Source organism: Streptomyces sp. NPDC047917, assembly GCF_043204345.1.
GTDB lineage: Bacteria > Actinomycetota > Actinomycetes > Streptomycetales > Streptomycetaceae > Streptomyces > Streptomyces sanglieri.
The window spans coordinates 1-18,963 of record NZ_JBIDCA010000017.1 but is presented as its reverse complement, the minus strand read 5'-3'; the positions used below and the strand labels follow the sequence as shown (position 1 = coordinate 18,963).

Below are 18,963 nucleotides of genomic sequence, written 5' to 3'. Positions count from 1 at the left end.
TTCACGCCCCATCCTGCTCCCCCTCGGCTAGGGTCTCGAATGCAGGTACGAAGATCATGCGCGACAGGCCGGGGGACAACCACCATTGCCGATGGTGTGGTCCCCCTTTTCCTTGTTCATCCTCAAGGAGGGGCACCACCGACATGGGACGTCACAGCTTGCCCGACGACTACGCCGGAGAAGGAAGCGGGGACGGTTCGCCGCCGCACCGCCGGCGTACCGTCGCGATCGCCACCGCGCTCGTTCTCGCGGTGGCGGCGGGAACGGCCGTAGCGGTGCAGGGCGGCCTGTTGTCGTTCTCGAAGAGCTGCGAGGACTCGGCCGTACGTCTGTCCATGATGACCTCCCCGGACATCGCACCCGCCGTTCGCGCCATCGCCGACAAGGCGCGCGAGGACGAGGTGCGGTCCGACGGTCGCTGCCTGTACGTGACGGTGGTCGCCCGCGACTCGTACAAGGTCGCCGAAGCCCTCTCCGACAACACCCGTTCTCCGGACTTCCAGATCTGGCTGCCCGACTCCGACCTCTGGCTCGACCGGGCCAAGGGCTCCGGTGACGGCGTCCCGATCACACCGGGTGACTCCGTCGCGTCCTCCCCCGTGACCCTGGCGATGGTGCCGTCCGCGGCCAAGAGCCTCGGCTGGCCGAAGAAGAAGTACTCCTGGGCGGAGTTGACGGCCGCGGCCATGGGGTCGGACAAGGTGCGCCTCGGGTCGGCCGACCCGGCGCGCAGCGCCACCGGCCTGCTGGCGCTCGCCAGCATCGGCGCCTCCTCCGAGAAGCAGGGCGGGGACAGCGACACCAGGGTCGCGGCGACCGCCAAGCTGCTCGCGCAGCGCATGTCGGACGGTGACACACAGGTACTGGAAACGCTGGCGCAGGGCGATTCGGGCGCCGAACAGGGCAACCCTGAGCACAACCAGGCGGTGCTCCTCTCCGAGCAGGCCGCGTTCACCCACAACGCGGAGTCGACCGGCGGCGGAAAGCTCGACCTGTTCTACCCCAAGGACGGCACGCCGCTCCTGAACTATCCGTACACACTGGTCGACGAGGCCAGCATGAGCACGCCCGAGAGCCGGGCGGCGCTGCGGTTCATGACGCTGCTGGACGAGCCGGCTTCACAGGCCACGCTGGAGAAGCAAGGTTTCAGGAACGTCGACGGCACGGCCGGCGAGTCGGTGGTCGCACCGGCGGGCGGCAGGAAGCCCCAGCCGTACGCCACCGCTGCCGCCGCCGCACCGACCGTCGAGGAGCTCCAGCAGACCCTCGGCATGTGGACGATCACGGTGCAGAGCGCCCGGCTGACCACGGTCGTCGACGCCTCGGGATCCATGGCCACGATCGTCCCGGGGCGCAACCAGTCCCGGATGGATGTCACCAAGGCGTCCCTGATCCAGGCCCTCAACCAGTTCACCCCGAACGACGAGATCGGGCTCTGGGAGTTCGCGACCACTCTCGACGGCGACAAGGACTACCGCAGGCTGATGCCGACCGCCCGGCTGGGCGATCCGGCGAAGGGCGGGAGCACCCACCGCGAGAAGCTCTCCGCGGCCTTCGCGGCGCTGAAGCCCGTGCCGGGCGGCGCGACCGGTCTCTACGACACCATGCTCGCCGCCTACAAGGACGCCCAGGCGACCTACGTGAAGGGCAAGTTCAACGCGGTCGTGATCCTCACCGACGGCTCGAACCAGGACAACCTCTCCATCTCCCGCAGTGCCCTGATCGCTGAGCTGAAGCGGATCGCCGATCCGGAGCGTCCGGTGCCGATACTCGCCATCGCGGTCGGCCCGGAGGCCGACCGCGACGAGGTGAACGAGATAGCGAAGGTGACCGGCGGAGGCGGCTACCAGGTCATCGACCCGGCCGAGATCCAGGTGGTGATCCTCCAGGCGATCATGACGGCCGGCCAGAGCAGTCACGCCGCACAGGAGTAGCCCCCGGGCGCCCCGGCCCGGGACGGGACAGGAGGCCACGGCCGTGAGCCGGAAGGCGGAGCGGCCCCGCCCGCCGGTCTCACGGCTTGGGGGGCGCGCCCGTCGGCCAGGTGTGCACCGGCTCCCCGCTGTGCATCAGCTCGGCGTACCGCCGGGTCGTCGCGGCCAGCGCCGCGTGCCGGTCGAGCCCGGCCTCGCGCGCCCGGTGGTAGGTGTCGGCCTGCCAGGACGCTCCGTTCACCCGTCGCTTGCAGCGCTCCTCGATGACCCCGAGGTAGCGGTCGCGGTCCGCGGGCTCGATGTTCCAGGCATCGAGCCCCGCTGAGGCCAGCGGCAGCAGCTCGTCCCGTACGAGCTTGACGGCCGGCACCCGGGTGAGCCCGCCCGCACGGCCGGATCGCGGCCAGATCAGCTCCGCGTCGATGCCCAGCCGGCACGCGGTGTCGAAGTTCTCCGCCGCGGCGGAGAACGGCATCCGGGTCCACACCGGCCGGGGCTCCTCCGCGAGCGCCCGTACGAGCCCGTAGTACAGCGCCGCGTTGGCGATCAGATCGGTGACCGTGGGTCCGGCCGGCAGGACCCGGTTCTCCACCCGCAGATGGGGTACGCCGTCGGCGAGGCCGTACACGGGGCGGTTCCAGCGGTAGACCGTGCCGTTGTGGAGCACCAGTTCCTGCAACCGCGGCACCCCGCCCTCGTCCAGGACCCGCAGCGGCTCCTCCTCGTCGCAGATCGGGAGCAGCGGCGGGAAGTAGCGCAGGTTCTCCTCGAAGAGCTCGTACGCAGAGCCGATCCACCGCTCGCCGAACCAGGTCCTGGGCCGCACCCCCTGGTTCTGGAGTTCGGGCGGCCTGGTGTCGGTGGCCTGCTGGAAGAGCGGCGGCCGCGACTCCCGCCACAGCTCCCGGCCGAACAGGAACGGCGAGTTGGCCCCCAGCGCGATCTGGACGCCGGCGACGGCCTGGGCCGCGTTCCACACCGCGGAGAACCGCTCCGGTGTCACCTGGAGATGCAGTTGCACCGAGGTGCAGGCGGCCTCGGGGGTGATCGAGGCGGAGGTGGACACCAGTCGCTCCACGCCCTGGATGTCGAGGGAGAAATCCTCGCCCCGGGCGGCCACGATCTGATCGTTGAGCAGGGTGTAGCGGTCCGCGTCCGAGAGGTTCGCCACCACGAGGTCCTCGCGACGCAGGGTGGGCAGAATACCGATCATCATGATCCCGGCATCCACCTCGCCCGCCTTCCGGTGGGCATATCCGAGCCCGGTCCTGAGCTCTTCGGCCAACTGGTCGAAAACACGCCCGTCCAGCCGGTGCGGGACTATGTTCACTTCCAAATTGAACATCCCGAGTTCCATCTGGAAATCACGGCTCGCGATGCGCGGGAGGACCTCCCCATTCATCATCTTCGGCATGCCGTCGGCGCCCGCGAGATTCAGTTCGATCTCCACGCCCATGAGGTTGCGCGGCCGGTCGAACCTCCGCTCCGCCATCAGCCGCTCCAGCCCCTCCAGGCACTGGTGGAGCTTCCTCCGGTACCCCTGCCGATCGGACAGGTCAAAGGCACCCGCCACGACCTTCTCCCCCATCGGAGCGTCCCTCCCTCAAGTGGCGGCCCGCGGCCCAGGCCGCTCGCGTCACGATCGATAATGCCCAGGCCGGGTGATCCATAACGCCCCCGTGAAGGCCACGGAGCCAGTAATCTGAGTGCGCCCGCCCGCGGCACATTCCATGGGCATGACGCAGCACGGGTTTCCCATCTTGGCGCATGGTGAATACACCGTCGCGTTTCGGCCGTCCACGGCCGGGGAAAAATCCCAGGCGGCGGCTGCGCCGTTGACGCAAAATCAGCAGATTCTCCGCATAATAAAGTCTCGATACCGCCTTGTCGGCAATAGCTGCGACGGCTAGTGGAATCACCGCGTGAACACGTGTCGTATAAACTCCGCGGACGAGGCAGAGAGTTGACGCACCGGCCCAGTCACCGGCCTCCTCTGGCCCCGCATGCCGACAGCGACGTCTGCACCCGCCCACGCACCACCGTGTCTCCGAAGTGAGAGGCGACCCACTATGCCGCTGCATGTTCCCCCGGCTCCCGCGCCCGCTCTGCGCAGCGTTCTCGCGGCACTCGGTTCACCCACCGCAGTCCGCGAGGCCCGCACCCCCGCCCTTCGATCCGCCGAGGGACCGCTGAGCCCCGAACTCCCGCTCCCCGTCCATGTACTGGAGCGGATCGGGCCGGGCGGGCTCGCTCCCGCCACCCGGCTCGCCGCGTGGCGGTTCCTGATCCGTAGCGCGGAGCAGCCCGTCGCCGCCGCGGACACCATGCTCACTCCGGACGGCTGGACGTTCTCACACTTCTTCGAGGGCCCCTACATCGCCTCGACCGAACTCGCCCTGCGCCAGGCCGAGACGGTCACCACGCACTATCAGCCACGGCTGCTGTCCATCCCGGAGCTCTACATGCTCGCGCTGTGGCTGCACGGCGACGCCGAGGCGGACGCCGCCGGCGGGGAGCTCGCCCCCGCCGATCTCCTGGTTCCGCTGGCCCCCGCCCCGCCGGGCATCGCGGCCCATCGCCCGCACCGGGTCGCCGATCTGCTCCGCGTGATGACGCTGCGCATCACCCCCGGCCCCGGCCCCCTGCTCGGATCACCGGCCTGAGAACCGCACCCCCGTACGAGATTGCTGCGCCCCGTACGAGAACGCTGCGCCCCGTCACCTTCCCTGGTGGCGGGGCACAGTGCTGGAGGGGCGCACTTCGATGCCCGTCCGGACTAGCCCGGTCCGACCACCCCGAACCACCCGAAGTGACAGTGCAGTTGCGGTGAACCGTCCGCGTGGGTGATGCGTCCTTCGAGTAAGGACAAGTGCTGCTGCGAAATCCCTGCGGATTGCCGCCGGTGGGGCAACACTGGGACCGGACCTATCGATACGGGGGGCGGCCATGAACACCTCATCCAGCCGCAGGACATTCACTACAACGCAGCGAAAGAACCCAGCCATGTGCCAGCATCAGCCACCATGCCCGACCGCCGACTCAGCCGACCGGGAAGCCGCCCGCCTGACGGCCCACCACCCGGAACAGGGCTGGAGCCTGCTGTGCAACGGGGTCCTTCTCTTCGAGGACACCGGCGAGCTGCTCCCGGACGGTCAGATCATCGCACCGCACCGGCCCCTGGGGACCGACCGGGTGATGAGGGCCGCCTGATCGCGGCCGGTACGAGCTGGGGCCGGCCCGGAGAAATCTCCGAACCGGCCCCGACGCATGTCCGCGTCACTCCCCCGCGTTCATGACTCAGTTGTCGTACTCGTCCAGCGGCGGGCAGGAGCAGACGAGGTTGCGGTCACCGAAGGCCCCGTCGATCCGGCGCACCGGCGGCCAGTACTTGTCGGCGGCCGAGACGCCGGCCGGGAAGACCGCCACCTCACGGCTGTACTCGTGCTTCCACTCCCCGCCCAGCATCGCGGCGGTGTGCGGAGCGTTGTGCAGCGGGTTGTCGTCCGCGCTCCACTCACCGGAGGCCACCTTCTCGACCTCGCCGCGAATGGCGATCATCGTGTCGCAGAACCGGTCGAGCTCCGCGAGGTTCTCGCTCTCGGTCGGCTCGATCATCAGCGTTCCGGCGACCGGGAACGACATGGTCGGCGAGTGGAAGCCGTAGTCGATCAGACGCTTGGCGATGTCGTCGACGCTGACGCCGGTGGCCTTGGAGATCGGCCGCAGGTCCACGATGCACTCGTGCGCGACCAGACCGGCCGGGCCGTTGTACAGGATCGGGTAGTGCGGCTCCAGGCGCTTGGCGATGTAGTTCGCGGCGAGCACGGCGACCTGCGTCGCCCGCTTGAGGCCCTCGCCACCCATCAGACGTACGTACGCCCAGGAGATCGGGAGGATGCCGGCCGAGCCCCACGGGGCGGCCGAGATCGGTCCGACACCGGTCTCGGGGCCCGCCGCGGACTGCAGCGGGTGGTTGGGCAGGTACGGCGCGAGGTGCGCGCGCACCCCGACCGGGCCGACGCCGGGGCCGCCGCCGCCGTGCGGGATGCAGAAGGTCTTGTGCAGGTTCAGGTGCGAGACGTCGCCGCCGAACCGGCCCGGCTTCGCGAGACCCACCAGCGCGTTGAGGTTGGCACCGTCGACGTACACCTGACCGCCGGCGTCGTGCACCTCGGCGCAGATGTCGGCGACGTGCTCCTCGAACACGCCGTGCGTCGACGGGTACGTGATCATGAGCACGGCGAGCTCGTCGCGGTGCTTCTCGATCTTGGCGCGCAGGTCCTCGATGTCCACCTCGCCGTCGTCGGCGGTCTTGACGACGACGACCTTCATGCCGGCCATGACGGCGCTGGCCGCGTTGGTGCCGTGCGCGGAGGACGGGATGAGGCAGACGGTGCGCTGCTCGTCACCGTTGGCGCGGTGGTACGCCCGCACGGCCAGAAGGCCGGCGAACTCGCCCTGCGAGCCCGCGTTCGGCTGGATCGAGACGGCGTCGTACCCGGTGACCTCGGCGAGACGCTCCTCCAGCTCACGGATGAGAGTGAGGAAGCCCTGCGCCTGCTCGGCCGGCGCGAAGGGGTGCAGCGCGCCGAACTCGGGCCAGGTGATCGACTCCATCTCGGTGGTCGCGTTCAGCTTCATGGTGCAGGAGCCCAGCGGGATCATGCCGCGGTCCAGCGCGTAGTCCCGGTCGGCGAGCTTGCGCAGGTAGCGCAGCATCGCGGTCTCGGAGCGGTGCTGGTGGAAGACCGGGTGGGTGAGGATCTCGTCGGAACGCAGCAGCCCCTCGGGCAGCGTGTCGGCGAGAGTGGCGTCCAGCGCCTCTATGTCCCCGTCCGCACCGAAGGCGGCCCAGACCGCGGCGAGCTGCGTGCGGGTCGTGGTCTCGTCGCAGGCCAGGGAGACCAGGTCGGCGTCGACCAGCCGCAGGTTGACCCCGTGCTCGCGGGCGGCGGCGACGGTCTCGGCGGCCCGGCCCGGGACCCGCACGGTGAGGGTGTCGAAGAAGGCGCCCGTCACGACATCGACCCCGGCGGCGCGCAGGCCCTCGGCCAGGATCGTCGCGTAGCGGTGGGTGCGCCGCGCGATCGTCCGCAGCCCGTCCGGGCCGTGGTACACCGCGTACATCCCGGCCATGACGGCGAGCAGTACCTGGGCGGTACAGATGTTGCTGGTGGCCTTCTCGCGGCGGATGTGCTGCTCGCGGGTCTGAAGGGCCAGCCGGTAGGCCTTGTTGCCGTCCGCGTCGACGGAGACACCGACCAGGCGGCCGGGAAGGCTGCGGGCGAACTTCTCGCGCACGGCCATGAACCCGGCGTGCGGTCCGCCGAAGCCCATCGGCACACCGAAGCGCTGCGTGGTGCCGACCGCGATGTCCGCGCCCAGCTCGCCCGGCGAGGTGAGCAGGGTCAGGGCGAGCAGGTCGGCGGCGACCGTGACGATCGCACCCAGCTCGTGGGCCTGCTCGATGACGGGCTTGATGTCCCGGACGGCTCCGGAGGCGCCCGGGTACTGAACCAGCACGCCGAAGACACCGCGCTCGGCGATCTCCGCCGGGATTCCGTCGGACAGATCGGCGACGACGACCTCGACACCGGTCGGCTCGGCGCGGGTCTCGATGACCGCGGTCGTCTGCGGCAGGGCGTCGGCGTCGATCAGGAAGACCCCGTTCTTCACCTTGCCGACGCGCCGGGAGAGCGCCATGGCCTCGGCGGCCGCGGTGCCCTCGTCGAGCAGCGAGGCGCCGGAGGTCGGCAGCCCGGTCAGCTCGGCGACCATCGTCTGGAAGTTGAGCAGCGCCTCCAGCCGGCCCTGCGAGATCTCCGGCTGGTACGGCGTGTAGGCCGTGTACCAGGCGGGGTTCTCCATGACGTTGCGCAGGATTACCGGCGGGGTGAAGGTGCCGTAGTAGCCGAGCCCGATCATCGGGGCCAGGACCTGGTTGCGGTCCGCGAGCTCGCGCAGCTCGGCGAGGACCTCGGCCTCGGTGCGAGCGGCCGGCAGCCCGAGCGCCTCCGCGCTCTTGATGACATCGGGCACCGCGGCCGCGGTGAGTTCGTCCAGCGAGCCGTAACCGACCTGGGCGAGCATCTTCGACTGCGCCTCGGCATCGGGTCCGATGTGGCGCTGCTCGAACGGAATACCCTGCTCCAGCTGGGAGAGCGGAGTGCGACGGGGGGTCATGGTGGAGGCCTCCTGGTCTGTCACGACCTGCGAGGGGCACCACGGCGCGGGTGCCCGAACGGCCTCCCCCTCTGTCATCTCAACCTGAGAGCTTCACCGGCGCGCCGTGCGGCGTACCGGCTTTCACCGTCGGTGAGGAAGGGAATCGCACCGGCACTCGGCCGCACGAAACCCGCCCTGCTTTCCAGAGTGACCTCGTCCGTGCGGTACGGGGGCCTGAGAGATTCCGGGGAGGATTTGCTCCTTCGGCGCCTTCGGATCAGCTCCGGAGGACTCTCCCGCACGGGGTCAGCAGCCATGACCAGCCTACCAGCGGGCTTCGTGGCTGATTTCTCGAGTGGCCAACCACCCGGATCTGCCTTTTTGTAGTGCTAGTGGAGTAGCCGCGACCAGTGGGAGGGACCGTGCAGACCGACATCGATCCGCGCAGCCTGATCGGCCGCAAGGCGTTCGACCGCAAGGGCACCAAGATCGGAACCGTGGACGAGGTGTACCTCGACGACGCGACCGGTGTGCCCGAGTGGGCGGCCGTACGTACCGGACTCTTCAGCCGGGACGCGTTCGTCCCCCTGGAACCCAGCGAATTCGTGGAGGACACGCTCCGCATCCCCTTCGACCGTGCCCTGATCAAGGACGCGCCGGACTTTGGTGTCGGCCGCCACCTCTCGCCGGAACAGGAGCTCCAGCTCTACCGGCACTACGGACTGGACTCCGCGCCGGAGGAGACCGGCCCGGACAGGGACTTCGGCAGGCTGGCCGGCCAGGACGAGTAGTCCTGCGGGTCACGCACCAGGGGCAGCGGATCGGCGGGCCGGAGCTCCGGGTCGTCGATCCGGAACGTACGCACCCGGCCGGGCGGCGATCCGGGCTCCTCGAACCGCACCGTCACCCGTCCGACGCCGCTGCCCTGCACCCAGCCGTGGCCGTGCGTCTCGTGGTGCACGTCGTGTCCGGCGGGCCAGCGCCGTGCCGCGCGCTGCTCGGCACTCTCCGGGACCTCCGCCCGGGGATCGCCGGGCGGCCCGGTCGCCTCGTCCCCCGCCGGTGCCGTCCCCGCTGCCGGTTCCCCGGCTGATTCCCCGGCCGACTCCTCGGCAGCGGCGCGCTCCCCGGCGGCCTGCGCGAAGAGGTCCTCCTGTGTGTAGTCGGCAAGCCCCGTCACCCCCACTCCGAGGAGCCGGACGCCCCCGGTGGTGTCAACGGCCTCCAGGAGCCGTGCGGAGGCCTCACGGACCACCGTGGGGTCGTCCGTGGGCCCACGGAGCGTCTCGGACCTCGTGAGCGTCGAGAAGTCGTACCGGCGCACCTTCAGCACCACCGTGCGCCCGGACCGCCCCGCGCCCCGCAGCCGCTGTACGCAGCGGTCGGCCAGCCGCTCGACCTCGGCCCTGATCCGCACCCGGTCGTGCAGGTCGGCGTCGAAGGTGTCCTCGACCGACACCGACTTGGCGTCCCGCTCCGCGACCACCGGCCGGTCGTCGTACCCGAACGCCATCCGGTGCAGCGAGCTCCCGTGCGCCTTCCCCAGCAGGCGCACCAGCTCGTCCTCACCCGCCTCGGCCAGGTCGTCGACCGTCGTCATCCCGGCCCGGCGCAGATGATCCGCCGTCGTCGGCCCGACACCGGGGAGGATCCGCACCGACATGGGCGCGAGCAGCGCCCGCTCCGTGCCCGGCTCTATGAGCAGCAGGCCGTTCGGCTTCGCCTCCTCCGAGGCGATCTTGGCCAGCATCTTGGAACCGGCGAGCCCGACCGATCCGGTGAGCCCGGTGACCTCCTTGATCGCCGTACGCAGCTGCGCGCCGATCTCCAGCGCCGAGGCCGTGTCGTCGGCCGTCCCCCCGGCCTCCAGGTCCACGAAGGCCTCGTCCAGGCTGAGGGGCTCGACCAGCGGGGAGAGCCGTGCCAGCAGCTCCATCACCTGGTCGCTCACGGTCCGGTAGAGCTGGAAGCGCGGCACCAGATAGGCCGCATTGGGCGCCAGCCGCCGCGCCTGCGCCGTCGGCATCGCCGAGTGCACCCCGAAGCGACGCGCCTCGTACGACGCGGTGGCGACCACTCCGCGCGGCCCGAGCCCGCCCACCACCACCGGCTTGCCGCGCAGGCTCGGCTTCGCCGCCTGCTCCGCAGAGGCGTAGAAGGCATCCATGTCCAGATGCAGGATGGTGGGCGCGGCTCTCACATCAATCGATGCTGCCCTACGGCACTGACAATGGCCGCGCCCGAACCCCCGGCCGCGTCAGCCGGCGCGGTTGCGCCGCCGCGCAAGCTCATCGGTGGGGTTGTTCCCGATGAGGGTCTCGCCGGTGTCCACCCGCTCGCCGTGCAACTGCGAGAGCGCGGCGTCCACGTCCTGCCACACCACTCCCACCGCGATGCCGAAGACCCCCTGGCCGCCCTGGAGCAGACTGACGACCTCGTCGGGCGAGGAGCACTCGTAGACCGTCGCCCCGTCGCTCATCAGCGTCATCCGCTCAAGGTCCTGGAATCCGCGGGCCCGCAGATGCTGAACCGTGGTGCGGATGTTCTGGAGAGCCACTCCGGTGTCCAGGAAACGCTTCACGATCTTCAGCAGGACGACGTCCCGGAAGCTGTAGAGGCGCTGTGTCCCGGAGCCGTAAGCCGGACGCACACTCGGCTCCACCAGGCCCGTACGCGCCCAGTAGTCGAGCTGCCTGTATGTGATCCCGGCGGCCGCACAGGCGGTCGGCCCGCGGTAGCCGATGTCGCCGGCCGATGCCACTTCGTCCCCCGCCACCGCCGCCGGTTTAACCGGTTGCATGATGGTGTGGTCGGCTGTACTCCCCTGCTGCGGATACGGCCCACCCGCTGCCGTACCGTCGCCGCTGCTTCTCACGCCGACCTCCGTCCTTGACCTGCCATCTCGAAGGTAGGCAGTCACTCGGGGTGCGTCAACGATCGCCACACTCGGCACGCCGAGTGATAATCACCCTGAGGGTGGTTTCCCGTGTCTCCCGAGCGGGAAAGGCTTGCCGGATGCGCTGACGGCCACCCCGAAGAACGGTCATTGACTGTTGGTGCCGAAATCCTCCGGAGAGATCTGATCGAGGAACTCGCGGAATTTCTCCACCTCGTCCTCCTGCTCGTCCGGGATGGCGATACCCGCGTCGTCGAGCACCCCGTCACTGCCGTAGATCGGCGTGCCGGTGCGCAAAGCGAGCGCTATGGCGTCGGACGGCCGCGCGCTCACCTCGACCCCGCTGGCGAAGACCAGCTCCGCGTAGAAGACCCCTTCCCGCAGGTCCGTGATGCGGACCTCGGTGAGCTCCTGGCCGACGGCCTCAAGCACATCCTTGAAGAGATCATGGGTCAGCGGCCTGGCCGGAGCCATGCCCTGCTGGGCGAAGGCGATCGCGGTCGCCTCACCAGGACCGATCCAAATGGGGAGGTACCGGTCGCCTCCCACTTCACGCAGGAGCACGATCGGTTGGTTGGAGGGCATTTCCACCCGGACACCCACAACGTCGAGCTCGTTCACACAGCAACCCTAGGACGTGCCCGGCAGGTTTGGGTAGTCGGGCACCGGCGCGATCAGTGGAGCCGGATGTGCAGGGCGCTCTGTACAAGGGCCGAATGAAGCCTCACGGACAGCTCCGCGAGTTCTTTCGCAGTGGCCTCCGCATGGGCTCTGGTCTGCGGATTCCGGTGCCGCCGCAAGGGTGCGACCACCTGCTCGATGAGCCCGACCTCGCGATCCGCAGCGGCCCGCACGGCACGCAGGTGACGCGGCTCCAGACCGAACCTGCCCAGATCCGCCACAAGCCTGGCCACGGTGACCATCCCGGCGTCGTATCCGCCCTCGGGGGTCGGAACCACCAGGCCGTACGACTCCCACTCGTCGAGGTCGCTCTCGGTGGCCTCGACGGCCGCCAGCAGCTCGGCACGGCCGATCCGGGCCGCGGTGGCCCGTCCGGGCTCCGCGTCCCAGCCGCCGCCGGTCAGGTCCCGCGGGCCGCCCCCGGAAGGCAGGGCGGCCTGTTCACCACGGGCCAGGGCATCCAGATGCTCACGGATGACCTTCAACGGGAGGTAGTGGTCCCGCTGCATGCGCAGCACCTGTGCCAGCCGCTCCACGTCGGCGCCGCGGAACTTGCGATAGCCGGAAGGGGTCCGCTGCGGTTCGACGAGTCCTTCGGCCTCCAGGAAGCGAATCTTGGAGATCGTGACCTCGGGGAACTCTTCCCGCAGCCGCAGGAGCACCGTGCCGATGCTCATCGGGCGGTCGTCGCCGGTGGCGGTGCCGGCCACGGCACCGCCCGTCGGTGTTCTCAGCATGGACCTTCCCTGACGGGTCAGATGCCGCGCTGGCTCGCGTAGAAGACCAGCCGGTACTTGCCGATCTGCACTTCGTCGCCGTTGGACAGGGCGACGGAGTCGATGCGCTCACGGTTGACGTAGGTGCCGTTCAGGCTGCCCACGTCGCCGACCGTGAAGCTGCCGTCGGGGCTCCTGCGGAACTCCACGTGCCGCCGCGACACCGTCACGTCGTCGAGGAAGATGTCGCTCTGCGGGTGACGGCCGGCCGTGGTCAGCTCACCGTCCAGCAGGAAGCGGCTGCCCGAGTTCGGACCGCGGCGCACCACCAGGAGCGCCGAGCCGAGCGGAAGGGCGTCTACGGCCGCCTGTGCCTCGGGCGAGAGGGACGGCACCGCCGTCTGCCCGGTGGCCTCCGCCTCGTACGCCTCAAGCCCGGAGATCGAGATGGTCGAGGTCGTCTCCGAGGCACGCTCGGGAATCCCGCCCCGCAGCGGCGCGCCGCAGTTGGAGCAGAAACGACTGGCCTCGGCATTGCGATGCCCGCACCTCGTACAGACCGGCATGGACGAACCCTCCTGCCTGGGGGCGAACTCTCCACCCGAACTCGAGGTCGACGATTCTCCGAAACCTATGCGGCCGGGACCGGCAGGGTCAACAGACGACGCGCCGGATGCTCCCGAATTGTCACTGCCCGTACCCGACACCTGATCACGGAAGAGCGGGCGCTCCGTACCCTGCTCCTCCGCCTGGCCATGGCGCGGTGCGCGATGGCGGGCGGCCTCGTCGCGAGCGCTCTTTCCGAACAACTTCCCAAACAACTTCACGGGCGCTTCCCCTTGACCGAAATAGACCCGCCCGTGGGGCAGGACGAACCCTGAATGAACACACCTGCCGACCCGGACATCTTCACAACGTCCGTATCCACTCGACAGTTTCCACCACGCACCACCAATACGATGCGGCGACCCCCCGCAACCTTGTGCCCGTCTCCTTCGCCTCTTCCGCGACGCCGCATCACGGGGACGACGACCGAGCGTAGTCAGGCTGCTTCGCCGGTCGCAAGGCGTCGACGACGATGTCGTCGGCCTGCTCGACCTGCACGGTGGCCTGCTCCTTCTCCAGCGTCTGCACCACGCCGCCGGGGATGTTCAGCGCCGGCTCCAGATCCTGGGGCTTGCCGATCACCTCGAAGACGTACGGCGCGGTGATCTTACGGCCGTCGACCTTGACGTTTCCGCCGTCACCGGAGAAGTACGTATTGGCCACCACACGCACCCCGTTGACCTCGATGGCCTCGGCGCCCGCCGCCCGCAGCTCCTGGAGTGCGTCGAGCAGCATGTCCGCCTTCACCCCGTCACCGGGGTCGTTGACGGTGAGCGTGATCCCGGGCCCATGAGCGGCCACGGTGCCCGCGAGGACACCGAGTTGCCGCTCCTTCTCCACCGTCTGCTTGCGCGCCTCCTCGGCCTGGTCGGAGCTGTTCTCCAGCTCCGTGCGCTGAGCGTCCAGCCGCTGCTTCTCGTCCTCCAGTCGCTGGGTCCGGTCGTCCAGCTCGTCGAGGATCCGTACCAGGTCTTCCTGGCGGGCGCCCCGCAGCGCGCTGTTGTCGCTGTTGGACCTCACCTGGATGGCCAGTCCGAGGCCGAGTACGAACAGCAGCACCGCGACGATGAGTTGGGCCCGCGTCACCCGCGGCGGCCACAGGCCGGCGACCAGCCGCTGACGGCCGGTGAGCTCCTTCGCGGGGCCTGCCGTCCGCTCTCCGGCGTTTTCCGACCCGTCGGGAAGTTCTTGGTTGCTCATCGGCCTCAGGCCCGGAAGACGTGCCGGCGGATGGCCGCGGCGTTGGAGAAGATCCGGATCCCGAGCACGACCACCACACCGGTGGAGAGCTGCGCCCCGACGCCCAGTTTGTCGCCCAGGAACACGATCAGCGCGGCGACCACGACGTTCGAGAGGAACGACACGACGAACACCTTGTCGACAAAGATCCCGTCGAGCATGGCGCGCAGTCCACCGAAGACTGCGTCGAGGGCGGCCACGACGGCGATCGGGAGATAGGGCTCGACCACCGCCGGCACCTCGGGCCGGACCAACAGTCCGACCACGACTCCCACGACGAGGCCCAGTACGGCGATCACGATGTGCCCTTCCCTGTGTCTGCCGCACCACTGCCGGTGTCTGCGGCCTTATAAGGCTCTGCTGTACGTACGATCAGGCTCGGCGCGACCGGAAGGCTCAGCTTCTGCTGCACGGACAGGCTCGTCCGGATGTCGAAGGTGTCCTTGAGCGCCTGGAGATACCGGCCGTCGGCACTGTCCTGGAACGCCGTGCCGAGATGCTTCCCGTTCCCCACCGCCAGCACCGTGTACGGCGGTACGAGCGGTCTGTTGTCGACCAGTATGGCGTCGCCCGCCGCGCGGATCGCCGACAGGGCGGTAAGACGCTGTCCATTGATCGCGATGGCTTCGGCGCCGGACTGCCACAGGCCGTTGACGACCCGCTGGAGGTCACGGTCGCGGACCCGTCCGGTATCGGAGAATCCGCTGCTCTCCCTCGGCCCGCCGCCGCCCTGATCGGTGTCCTTCGCGTCGTCGATGACGAGCTTCACTCCGGGCCCGTCGACCGCGGTCGCCCCGGCGAGCAGTGCCACCCGCTCCCCCTGGTCCCCGCCGTGCTTCTCCAGCGCCTTGCGCTGCCGGCTGCCCACGTCGGCCCGGAGCTTGTCCACCTGTGCCTCAAGGCTGTCGGCCGCCGCGGTCTCGTCGTCGATGCGACCGATCAGCTCCTGGCGCTCCTTGGCGAGGACCGGCGCCGAGACGCGCGCCTCCGCGGCCCCGAGTGTGACGACCAGGGCGGCCAGCACCAGACACGCGGCGAATCCGAGTTTCGACTTGAGGGTACGGGGCAGCCCCGCGCTCCCGTCGGCCTTGCGACGCGCCGACGCCTCGGCGTATCCGTCGTCCAGGCTGTGGTCCATCACGTTGGTCAGCAGCGACATGGACGCGTCGGGACGCGCGGGAGGTGAGGCGGTACTCCGATCGGGGGGCTGCTGCGACATGCCGCACATCGTCGCACGTCGCCACGGCTAGCGCCGAATGGCCCCACCGGTGTGCCCGAAGGCGCCGCGGGGCGCCGCCGGACACACCGGGAGAACCGTCACTGACCTGCGCTGTCCACGATCGCCGCCCATTCGTCCAGCAGCGCCTGCGCGGAGGCGTCGTCCGGGCCCTCGGCCCACAGATGGGTGACCGCCTCGGCCCGGTCCGGCAGCACCATCACCCACCGCCCGTCGGCCTCGACCACCCGCACCCCGTCCGTCGTGTCGACGCTGCGGTCACCGGCGGCCTCCACCACCCGCCGCATGACCAGGCCCTTGACGGCCCACGGGGTGGCGAGATCACGGCGCAGGACATGGGCGCGGGGAATGCGGGCATCGATCTGACTCAGGGTGAGCTGGGTCCTGGCGACCAGTCCGAGCAGCCGCACGAACGCCGCCGATCCGTCGAAGACGCTGCTGAATTCGGGAACGATGAAGCCGCCACGCCCGTCTCCACCGAAGATGGTGCCTTCCTCGCGTGCCACGCGCGTCAGATCGTCGGGCGATGTCGTCGTCCATTGGACCTGCGTGCCGTGGTACGCGGCTACCTGCTCGGCAACGCGGGTCGTGGTGACCGGCAACGCCACCCGTCCGCTGCGCCGCTCGGCCGCCACGAGGTCGAGCAGCACGAGCAGCGCCCGGTCGTCCTCGACGATCCTGCCCCGCTCGTCGACGAGGGAGAGCCGCTCGCCGACCGGATCGAACCGCACGCCGAACGAGGCCCGCGCCGAGGAGACGATCTCGCCGAGCCGTACGAGTCCGGAGCGCCGGGTCTCGGCGGACTCGGTGGGCCGTGATTCGTCGAGCCCGGGATTGATGGTCAGCGCGTCGACACCGAGCCGCCCCAGCAGGCTGGGCAGTACGAGTCCGGCACTCCCGTTGGACGCGTCGACGACCACCTTGAGCCCCGCGTCCGCGATCCCCGCGGTGTCCACGTTCCGCAGCAGGGATCCGGTGTACGAGTCGAAGACGCTGGACGGGAAGTGCAGATCGCCGATCTCGCCCGGGAAGGCGCGGCGGTATTCCTGGCGTGCGTAGACCCGGTCCAGCTTCCGCTGCCGCGCCTGCGACAGGTCCGCGCCCCGTTCGTCGAAGAACATGATGTCGACCGAGTCGGGCACACCGGGGGACGTACGGATCATGATGCCGCCGGCGCTGCCCCGCGCCGTCTGCTGGCGCGCGACGGGCATCGGTACGTTCTCCAGGTCCCGGACGTCGATGGCGCTGGCCTGGAGGGCCGAGATCACCGCTCGCTTCAGGGCACGGGCACCTCGGGAGTGGTCACGTGCGGTGGTGACCGTCGAGCCCTTCTTCAGGGTCGTGGCATAGGCGCCGGCGAGCCGGACCGCCAGTTCCGGGGTGATCTCGACGTTCAGGATCCCGGACACACCGCGGGCGCCGAAGAGGTGCGCCTGTCCGCGCGATTCCCAGATGACCGAGGTGTTGACGAAGGCGCCGGCCTCGATGGTCTTGAACGGGTAGACGCGGACATTGCCCTGGATGATCGACTCCTCGCCGATCAGGCATTCGTCCCCGATGACCGCGCCGTCCTCGATGCGGGCAGCCCGCATGACGTCGGTGTTCTTGCCGATCACGCAGCCGCGCAAATTGCTGTGCTGTCCGATGTAGACGTTGTCGTGCACCACGGCCCGGTGCAGGAATGCGCCGCTCTTGACGACGACGTTCGACCCGATGACCGTGTGCTCGCGAATCTCGGCGCCGGCTTCGACCTTTGCGTAGTCCCCGATGTAGAGGGGTCCGCGCAGTACCGCGTCGGGATGTACTTCCGCGCCTTCCGCGACCCATACGCCGGGCGAGATCTCGAAGCCGTCGATGTCGACGTCGACCTTGCGTTCAAGGACGTCCGCCTGCGCCTTCACATAGCTTTCATGAGTGCCGACGTCCTCCCAGTAGCCCTCGGCGATGTAGCCGTAGATGGGCTTGCCCTCCTTCATGAGCTGCGGGAAGACATCACCGGACCAGTCCACCGAGACATCGGCTTCGACGTAGTCGAATACCTCGGGCTCCATGACGTAGATGCCGGTGTTGACCGTGTCCGAGAAGACCTGTCCCCAGGTGGGCTTCTCCAGGAAACGTTCGACCTGGCCTCCCTCGTCCACGATCGTGATGCCGAATTCCAGCGGGTTGGGGACCCGGGTCAGGCACACCGTGACCAGGCCGCCCTTTTCCTTGTGGAAGGCGATGAGATCACTGAGGTCGAAATCGGTTAGCGCATCACCGGAAATGACGAGGAAGGTGTCGTCCTTCAGCGCTTCCTCGGCATTCTTCACGCTTCCCGCGGTACCGAGCGGTTTCTCCTCGTTGGCATAGCTGAGCTCCATCCCGAGCTCTTCGCCGTCCCCGAAGTAGTTCTTGACCAGCGAGGCGAGAAACTGGACCGTTACGACGGTCTCATTCAGCCCGTGCCTCTTGAGCAGCCGAAGCACGTGCTCCATGATCGGCCGATTGGCGACGGGCAGAAGCGGCTTGGGCATGCTTGAGGTCATGGGGCGAAGGCGTGTGCCTTCGCCGCCAGCCATCACGACGGCCTTCATGTCGGAAACGTCCTCCTTGAAGAGACGACGGTCTGGCCGACTTCGCCCGTCGGGGCACCATCCGGGTCATCCGCGGCGGGCCGGCCACATTGCACGGCACCGCTTCAACGAGCTCAATCGGCTGCTACATCCGCTTTGACGAGGCGGCGGACCTGAACCACGTAGAGGATCCCTGCCCACCAATAGAGCGTTGTACCCCAACCTGCGAACGCCCATCCGAAAATGGCGGCCAGCGATGCAAGCCAACCACTTCCGTCGCTGAGCAGCAACAAGGGGAACGCGTACATCAGGTTGAACGTGGCCGCCTTGCCCAGGAAGTTCACCTGGGGCGGCGGGTAGCCGTGACGCCGCAGGATTCCCACCATCACGAGGAGCATCAGCTCACGTGCGACAAGTGCAGCGGTGAGCCACAGCGGCAGGATCTCCCGCCAGGTGAGGCCGACGAGGGTCGAAAGGATGTAGAGGCGATCCGCAGCGGGGTCCAGGAGCCGGCCGAGGTTGCTGATCTGGTTCCACCGGCGGGCGAGCTTACCGTCGAGGTAGTCGCTGATACCGCTGAGCATCAACACCAGCAACGCCCAGCCGTCGCTCTGGGGGCCGCCGAACACAGGGCGAAGAATCAGCCACAGGAAGAGCGGAACCCCGACAAGGCGAGCCATGCTGAGGATGTTGGGGATGGTGAGTACCCGGTCCGTCTGAACCCGAGTCTCCTGGACCTCCACCCGGGGGCCTCCTGTGAAGAAAGTGCCAATGATGCCCCCTGACCCTACCCTCGGCCACCGCTCACCGGTGCACAGGGGTGAGGCAAGGACCTCGTGAACGCAGAAAAGCCCCGTGTCCACAAGGACACGGGGCTTTCCCGTAAAAGGAGTTCGGCGGCGTCCTACTCTCCCACAGGGTCCCCCCTGCAGTA

General features: G+C 69.0%; 16 protein-coding genes and 1 riboswitch. Of the genes, 4 read left to right on the top strand and 12 right to left on the bottom strand.

The window, feature by feature from the left end:
- The first annotated feature begins 143 nt into the window (after positions 1-143).
- Positions 144-1,934 carry a substrate-binding and VWA domain-containing protein gene (locus ACGF8B_RS34965; protein WP_392746257.1) on the top strand — a complete coding sequence of 597 codons (1,791 nt, stop codon included), beginning with the start codon at positions 144-146 and terminating at the stop codon, positions 1,932-1,934.
- 79 nt (positions 1,935-2,013) lie between these two features.
- Here ACGF8B_RS34965 and ACGF8B_RS34960 read toward each other — a convergent pair whose 3' ends face one another.
- The gene (locus ACGF8B_RS34960) at positions 2,014-3,522 is read right to left on the bottom strand and encodes a glutamate-cysteine ligase family protein (RefSeq protein WP_392746256.1); all 1,509 of its coding nucleotides are present in this window, start codon (positions 3,520-3,522) and stop codon (positions 2,014-2,016) included.
- 481 nt (positions 3,523-4,003) lie between these two features.
- On the opposite strand from ACGF8B_RS34960, the gene ACGF8B_RS34955 reads away from it, so the two are divergent.
- Together ACGF8B_RS34955 and ACGF8B_RS34950 are read left to right on the top strand one after the other, a co-directional pair.
- Complete coding sequence (locus ACGF8B_RS34955) at positions 4,004-4,597, top strand: hypothetical protein (RefSeq protein WP_392746254.1); 594 nt, start codon at positions 4,004-4,006, stop codon at positions 4,595-4,597.
- Positions 4,598-4,937: 340 nt separating this feature from the next.
- On the top strand, positions 4,938-5,144 hold the full coding sequence (locus ACGF8B_RS34950) for a DUF5999 family protein (RefSeq protein WP_311203086.1): 207 nt from the start codon (positions 4,938-4,940) through the stop codon (positions 5,142-5,144).
- An 87-nt stretch (positions 5,145-5,231) separates the two neighbouring features.
- On the opposite strand, the gene gcvP is transcribed toward ACGF8B_RS34950, so the two are convergent.
- Positions 5,232-8,117, bottom strand: a complete 2,886-nt coding sequence (gcvP, locus tag ACGF8B_RS34945) for an aminomethyl-transferring glycine dehydrogenase (protein WP_392746252.1) — start codon at positions 8,115-8,117, stop codon at positions 5,232-5,234.
- A gap of 194 nt (positions 8,118-8,311) precedes the next feature.
- Positions 8,312-8,408: riboswitch (glycine riboswitch) on the bottom strand.
- A gap of 113 nt (positions 8,409-8,521) precedes the next feature.
- Here gcvP and ACGF8B_RS34940 point away from each other — a divergent pair.
- On the top strand, positions 8,522-8,890 hold the full coding sequence (locus ACGF8B_RS34940) for a PRC-barrel domain-containing protein (RefSeq protein ID WP_124718996.1): 369 nt from the start codon (positions 8,522-8,524) through the stop codon (positions 8,888-8,890).
- On the opposite strand, the gene ACGF8B_RS34935 is transcribed toward ACGF8B_RS34940, so the two are convergent.
- From ACGF8B_RS34935 to ACGF8B_RS34890, 10 genes are all read right to left on the bottom strand, one after another.
- Positions 8,815-10,299, bottom strand: a complete 1,485-nt coding sequence (locus tag ACGF8B_RS34935) for a DNA polymerase IV (protein WP_392746250.1) — start codon at positions 10,297-10,299, stop codon at positions 8,815-8,817. The genes ACGF8B_RS34940 and ACGF8B_RS34935 overlap by 76 nt on opposite strands.
- A gap of 57 nt (positions 10,300-10,356) precedes the next feature.
- The gene (locus ACGF8B_RS34930; protein WP_392746248.1) at positions 10,357-10,974 is read right to left on the bottom strand and encodes a MerR family transcriptional regulator; all 618 of its coding nucleotides are present in this window, start codon (positions 10,972-10,974) and stop codon (positions 10,357-10,359) included.
- A gap of 168 nt (positions 10,975-11,142) precedes the next feature.
- Entirely contained in the window at positions 11,143-11,616 is a 474-nt protein-coding gene (locus tag ACGF8B_RS34925) for a bifunctional nuclease family protein (protein WP_006123076.1), read from the bottom strand.
- 53 nt (positions 11,617-11,669) lie between these two features.
- Entirely contained in the window at positions 11,670-12,413 is a 744-nt protein-coding gene (locus ACGF8B_RS34920; RefSeq protein WP_392746247.1) for a MerR family transcriptional regulator, read from the bottom strand.
- 17 nt (positions 12,414-12,430) lie between these two features.
- Positions 12,431-13,219: an FHA domain-containing protein gene (locus ACGF8B_RS34915; RefSeq protein ID WP_392746246.1), complete on the bottom strand. Its 789-nt coding sequence runs from the start codon at positions 13,217-13,219 to the stop codon at positions 12,431-12,433.
- Positions 13,220-13,409: 190 nt separating this feature from the next.
- Positions 13,410-14,198: a DUF881 domain-containing protein gene (locus tag ACGF8B_RS34910; RefSeq protein WP_392746245.1), complete on the bottom strand. Its 789-nt coding sequence runs from the start codon at positions 14,196-14,198 to the stop codon at positions 13,410-13,412.
- 5 nt (positions 14,199-14,203) lie between these two features.
- Entirely contained in the window at positions 14,204-14,536 is a 333-nt protein-coding gene (locus ACGF8B_RS34905; RefSeq protein ID WP_003970459.1) for a small basic family protein, read from the bottom strand.
- Complete coding sequence (locus ACGF8B_RS34900) at positions 14,533-15,456, bottom strand: DUF881 domain-containing protein (protein WP_392746244.1); 924 nt, start codon at positions 15,454-15,456, stop codon at positions 14,533-14,535. Before ACGF8B_RS34900 ends, ACGF8B_RS34905 begins: the two co-directional genes overlap by 4 nt.
- A gap of 98 nt (positions 15,457-15,554) precedes the next feature.
- Positions 15,555-18,050: a sugar phosphate nucleotidyltransferase gene (locus ACGF8B_RS34895; RefSeq protein WP_392746243.1), complete on the bottom strand. Its 2,496-nt coding sequence runs from the start codon at positions 18,048-18,050 to the stop codon at positions 15,555-15,557.
- 113 nt (positions 18,051-18,163) lie between these two features.
- Positions 18,164-18,772, bottom strand: a complete 609-nt coding sequence (locus tag ACGF8B_RS34890; RefSeq protein WP_266735556.1) for a CDP-alcohol phosphatidyltransferase family protein — start codon at positions 18,770-18,772, stop codon at positions 18,164-18,166.
- Positions 18,773-18,963 lie beyond the last annotated feature (191 nt).

Coding starts and splice junctions, on each gene's coding strand:
- ACGF8B_RS34950 (WP_311203086.1), top strand. CDS start 4,938: ATGTGCCAGCATCAGCCACCATGCCCGACCGCCGACTCAGCCGACCGG.
- ACGF8B_RS34895 (WP_392746243.1), bottom strand. CDS start 18,050: ATGAAGGCCGTCGTGATGGCTGGCGGCGAAGGCACACGCCTTCGCCCC.
- ACGF8B_RS34960 (WP_392746256.1), bottom strand. CDS start 3,522: ATGGGGGAGAAGGTCGTGGCGGGTGCCTTTGACCTGTCCGATCGGCAG.
- ACGF8B_RS34965 (WP_392746257.1), top strand. CDS start 144: ATGGGACGTCACAGCTTGCCCGACGACTACGCCGGAGAAGGAAGCGGG.
- ACGF8B_RS34955 (WP_392746254.1), top strand. CDS start 4,004: ATGCCGCTGCATGTTCCCCCGGCTCCCGCGCCCGCTCTGCGCAGCGTT.
- ACGF8B_RS34910 (WP_392746245.1), bottom strand. CDS start 14,198: ATGAGCAACCAAGAACTTCCCGACGGGTCGGAAAACGCCGGAGAGCGG.
- ACGF8B_RS34900 (WP_392746244.1), bottom strand. CDS start 15,456: ATGTCGCAGCAGCCCCCCGATCGGAGTACCGCCTCACCTCCCGCGCGT.
- ACGF8B_RS34920 (WP_392746247.1), bottom strand. CDS start 12,413: ATGCTGAGAACACCGACGGGCGGTGCCGTGGCCGGCACCGCCACCGGC.
- gcvP (WP_392746252.1), bottom strand. CDS start 8,117: ATGACCCCCCGTCGCACTCCGCTCTCCCAGCTGGAGCAGGGTATTCCG.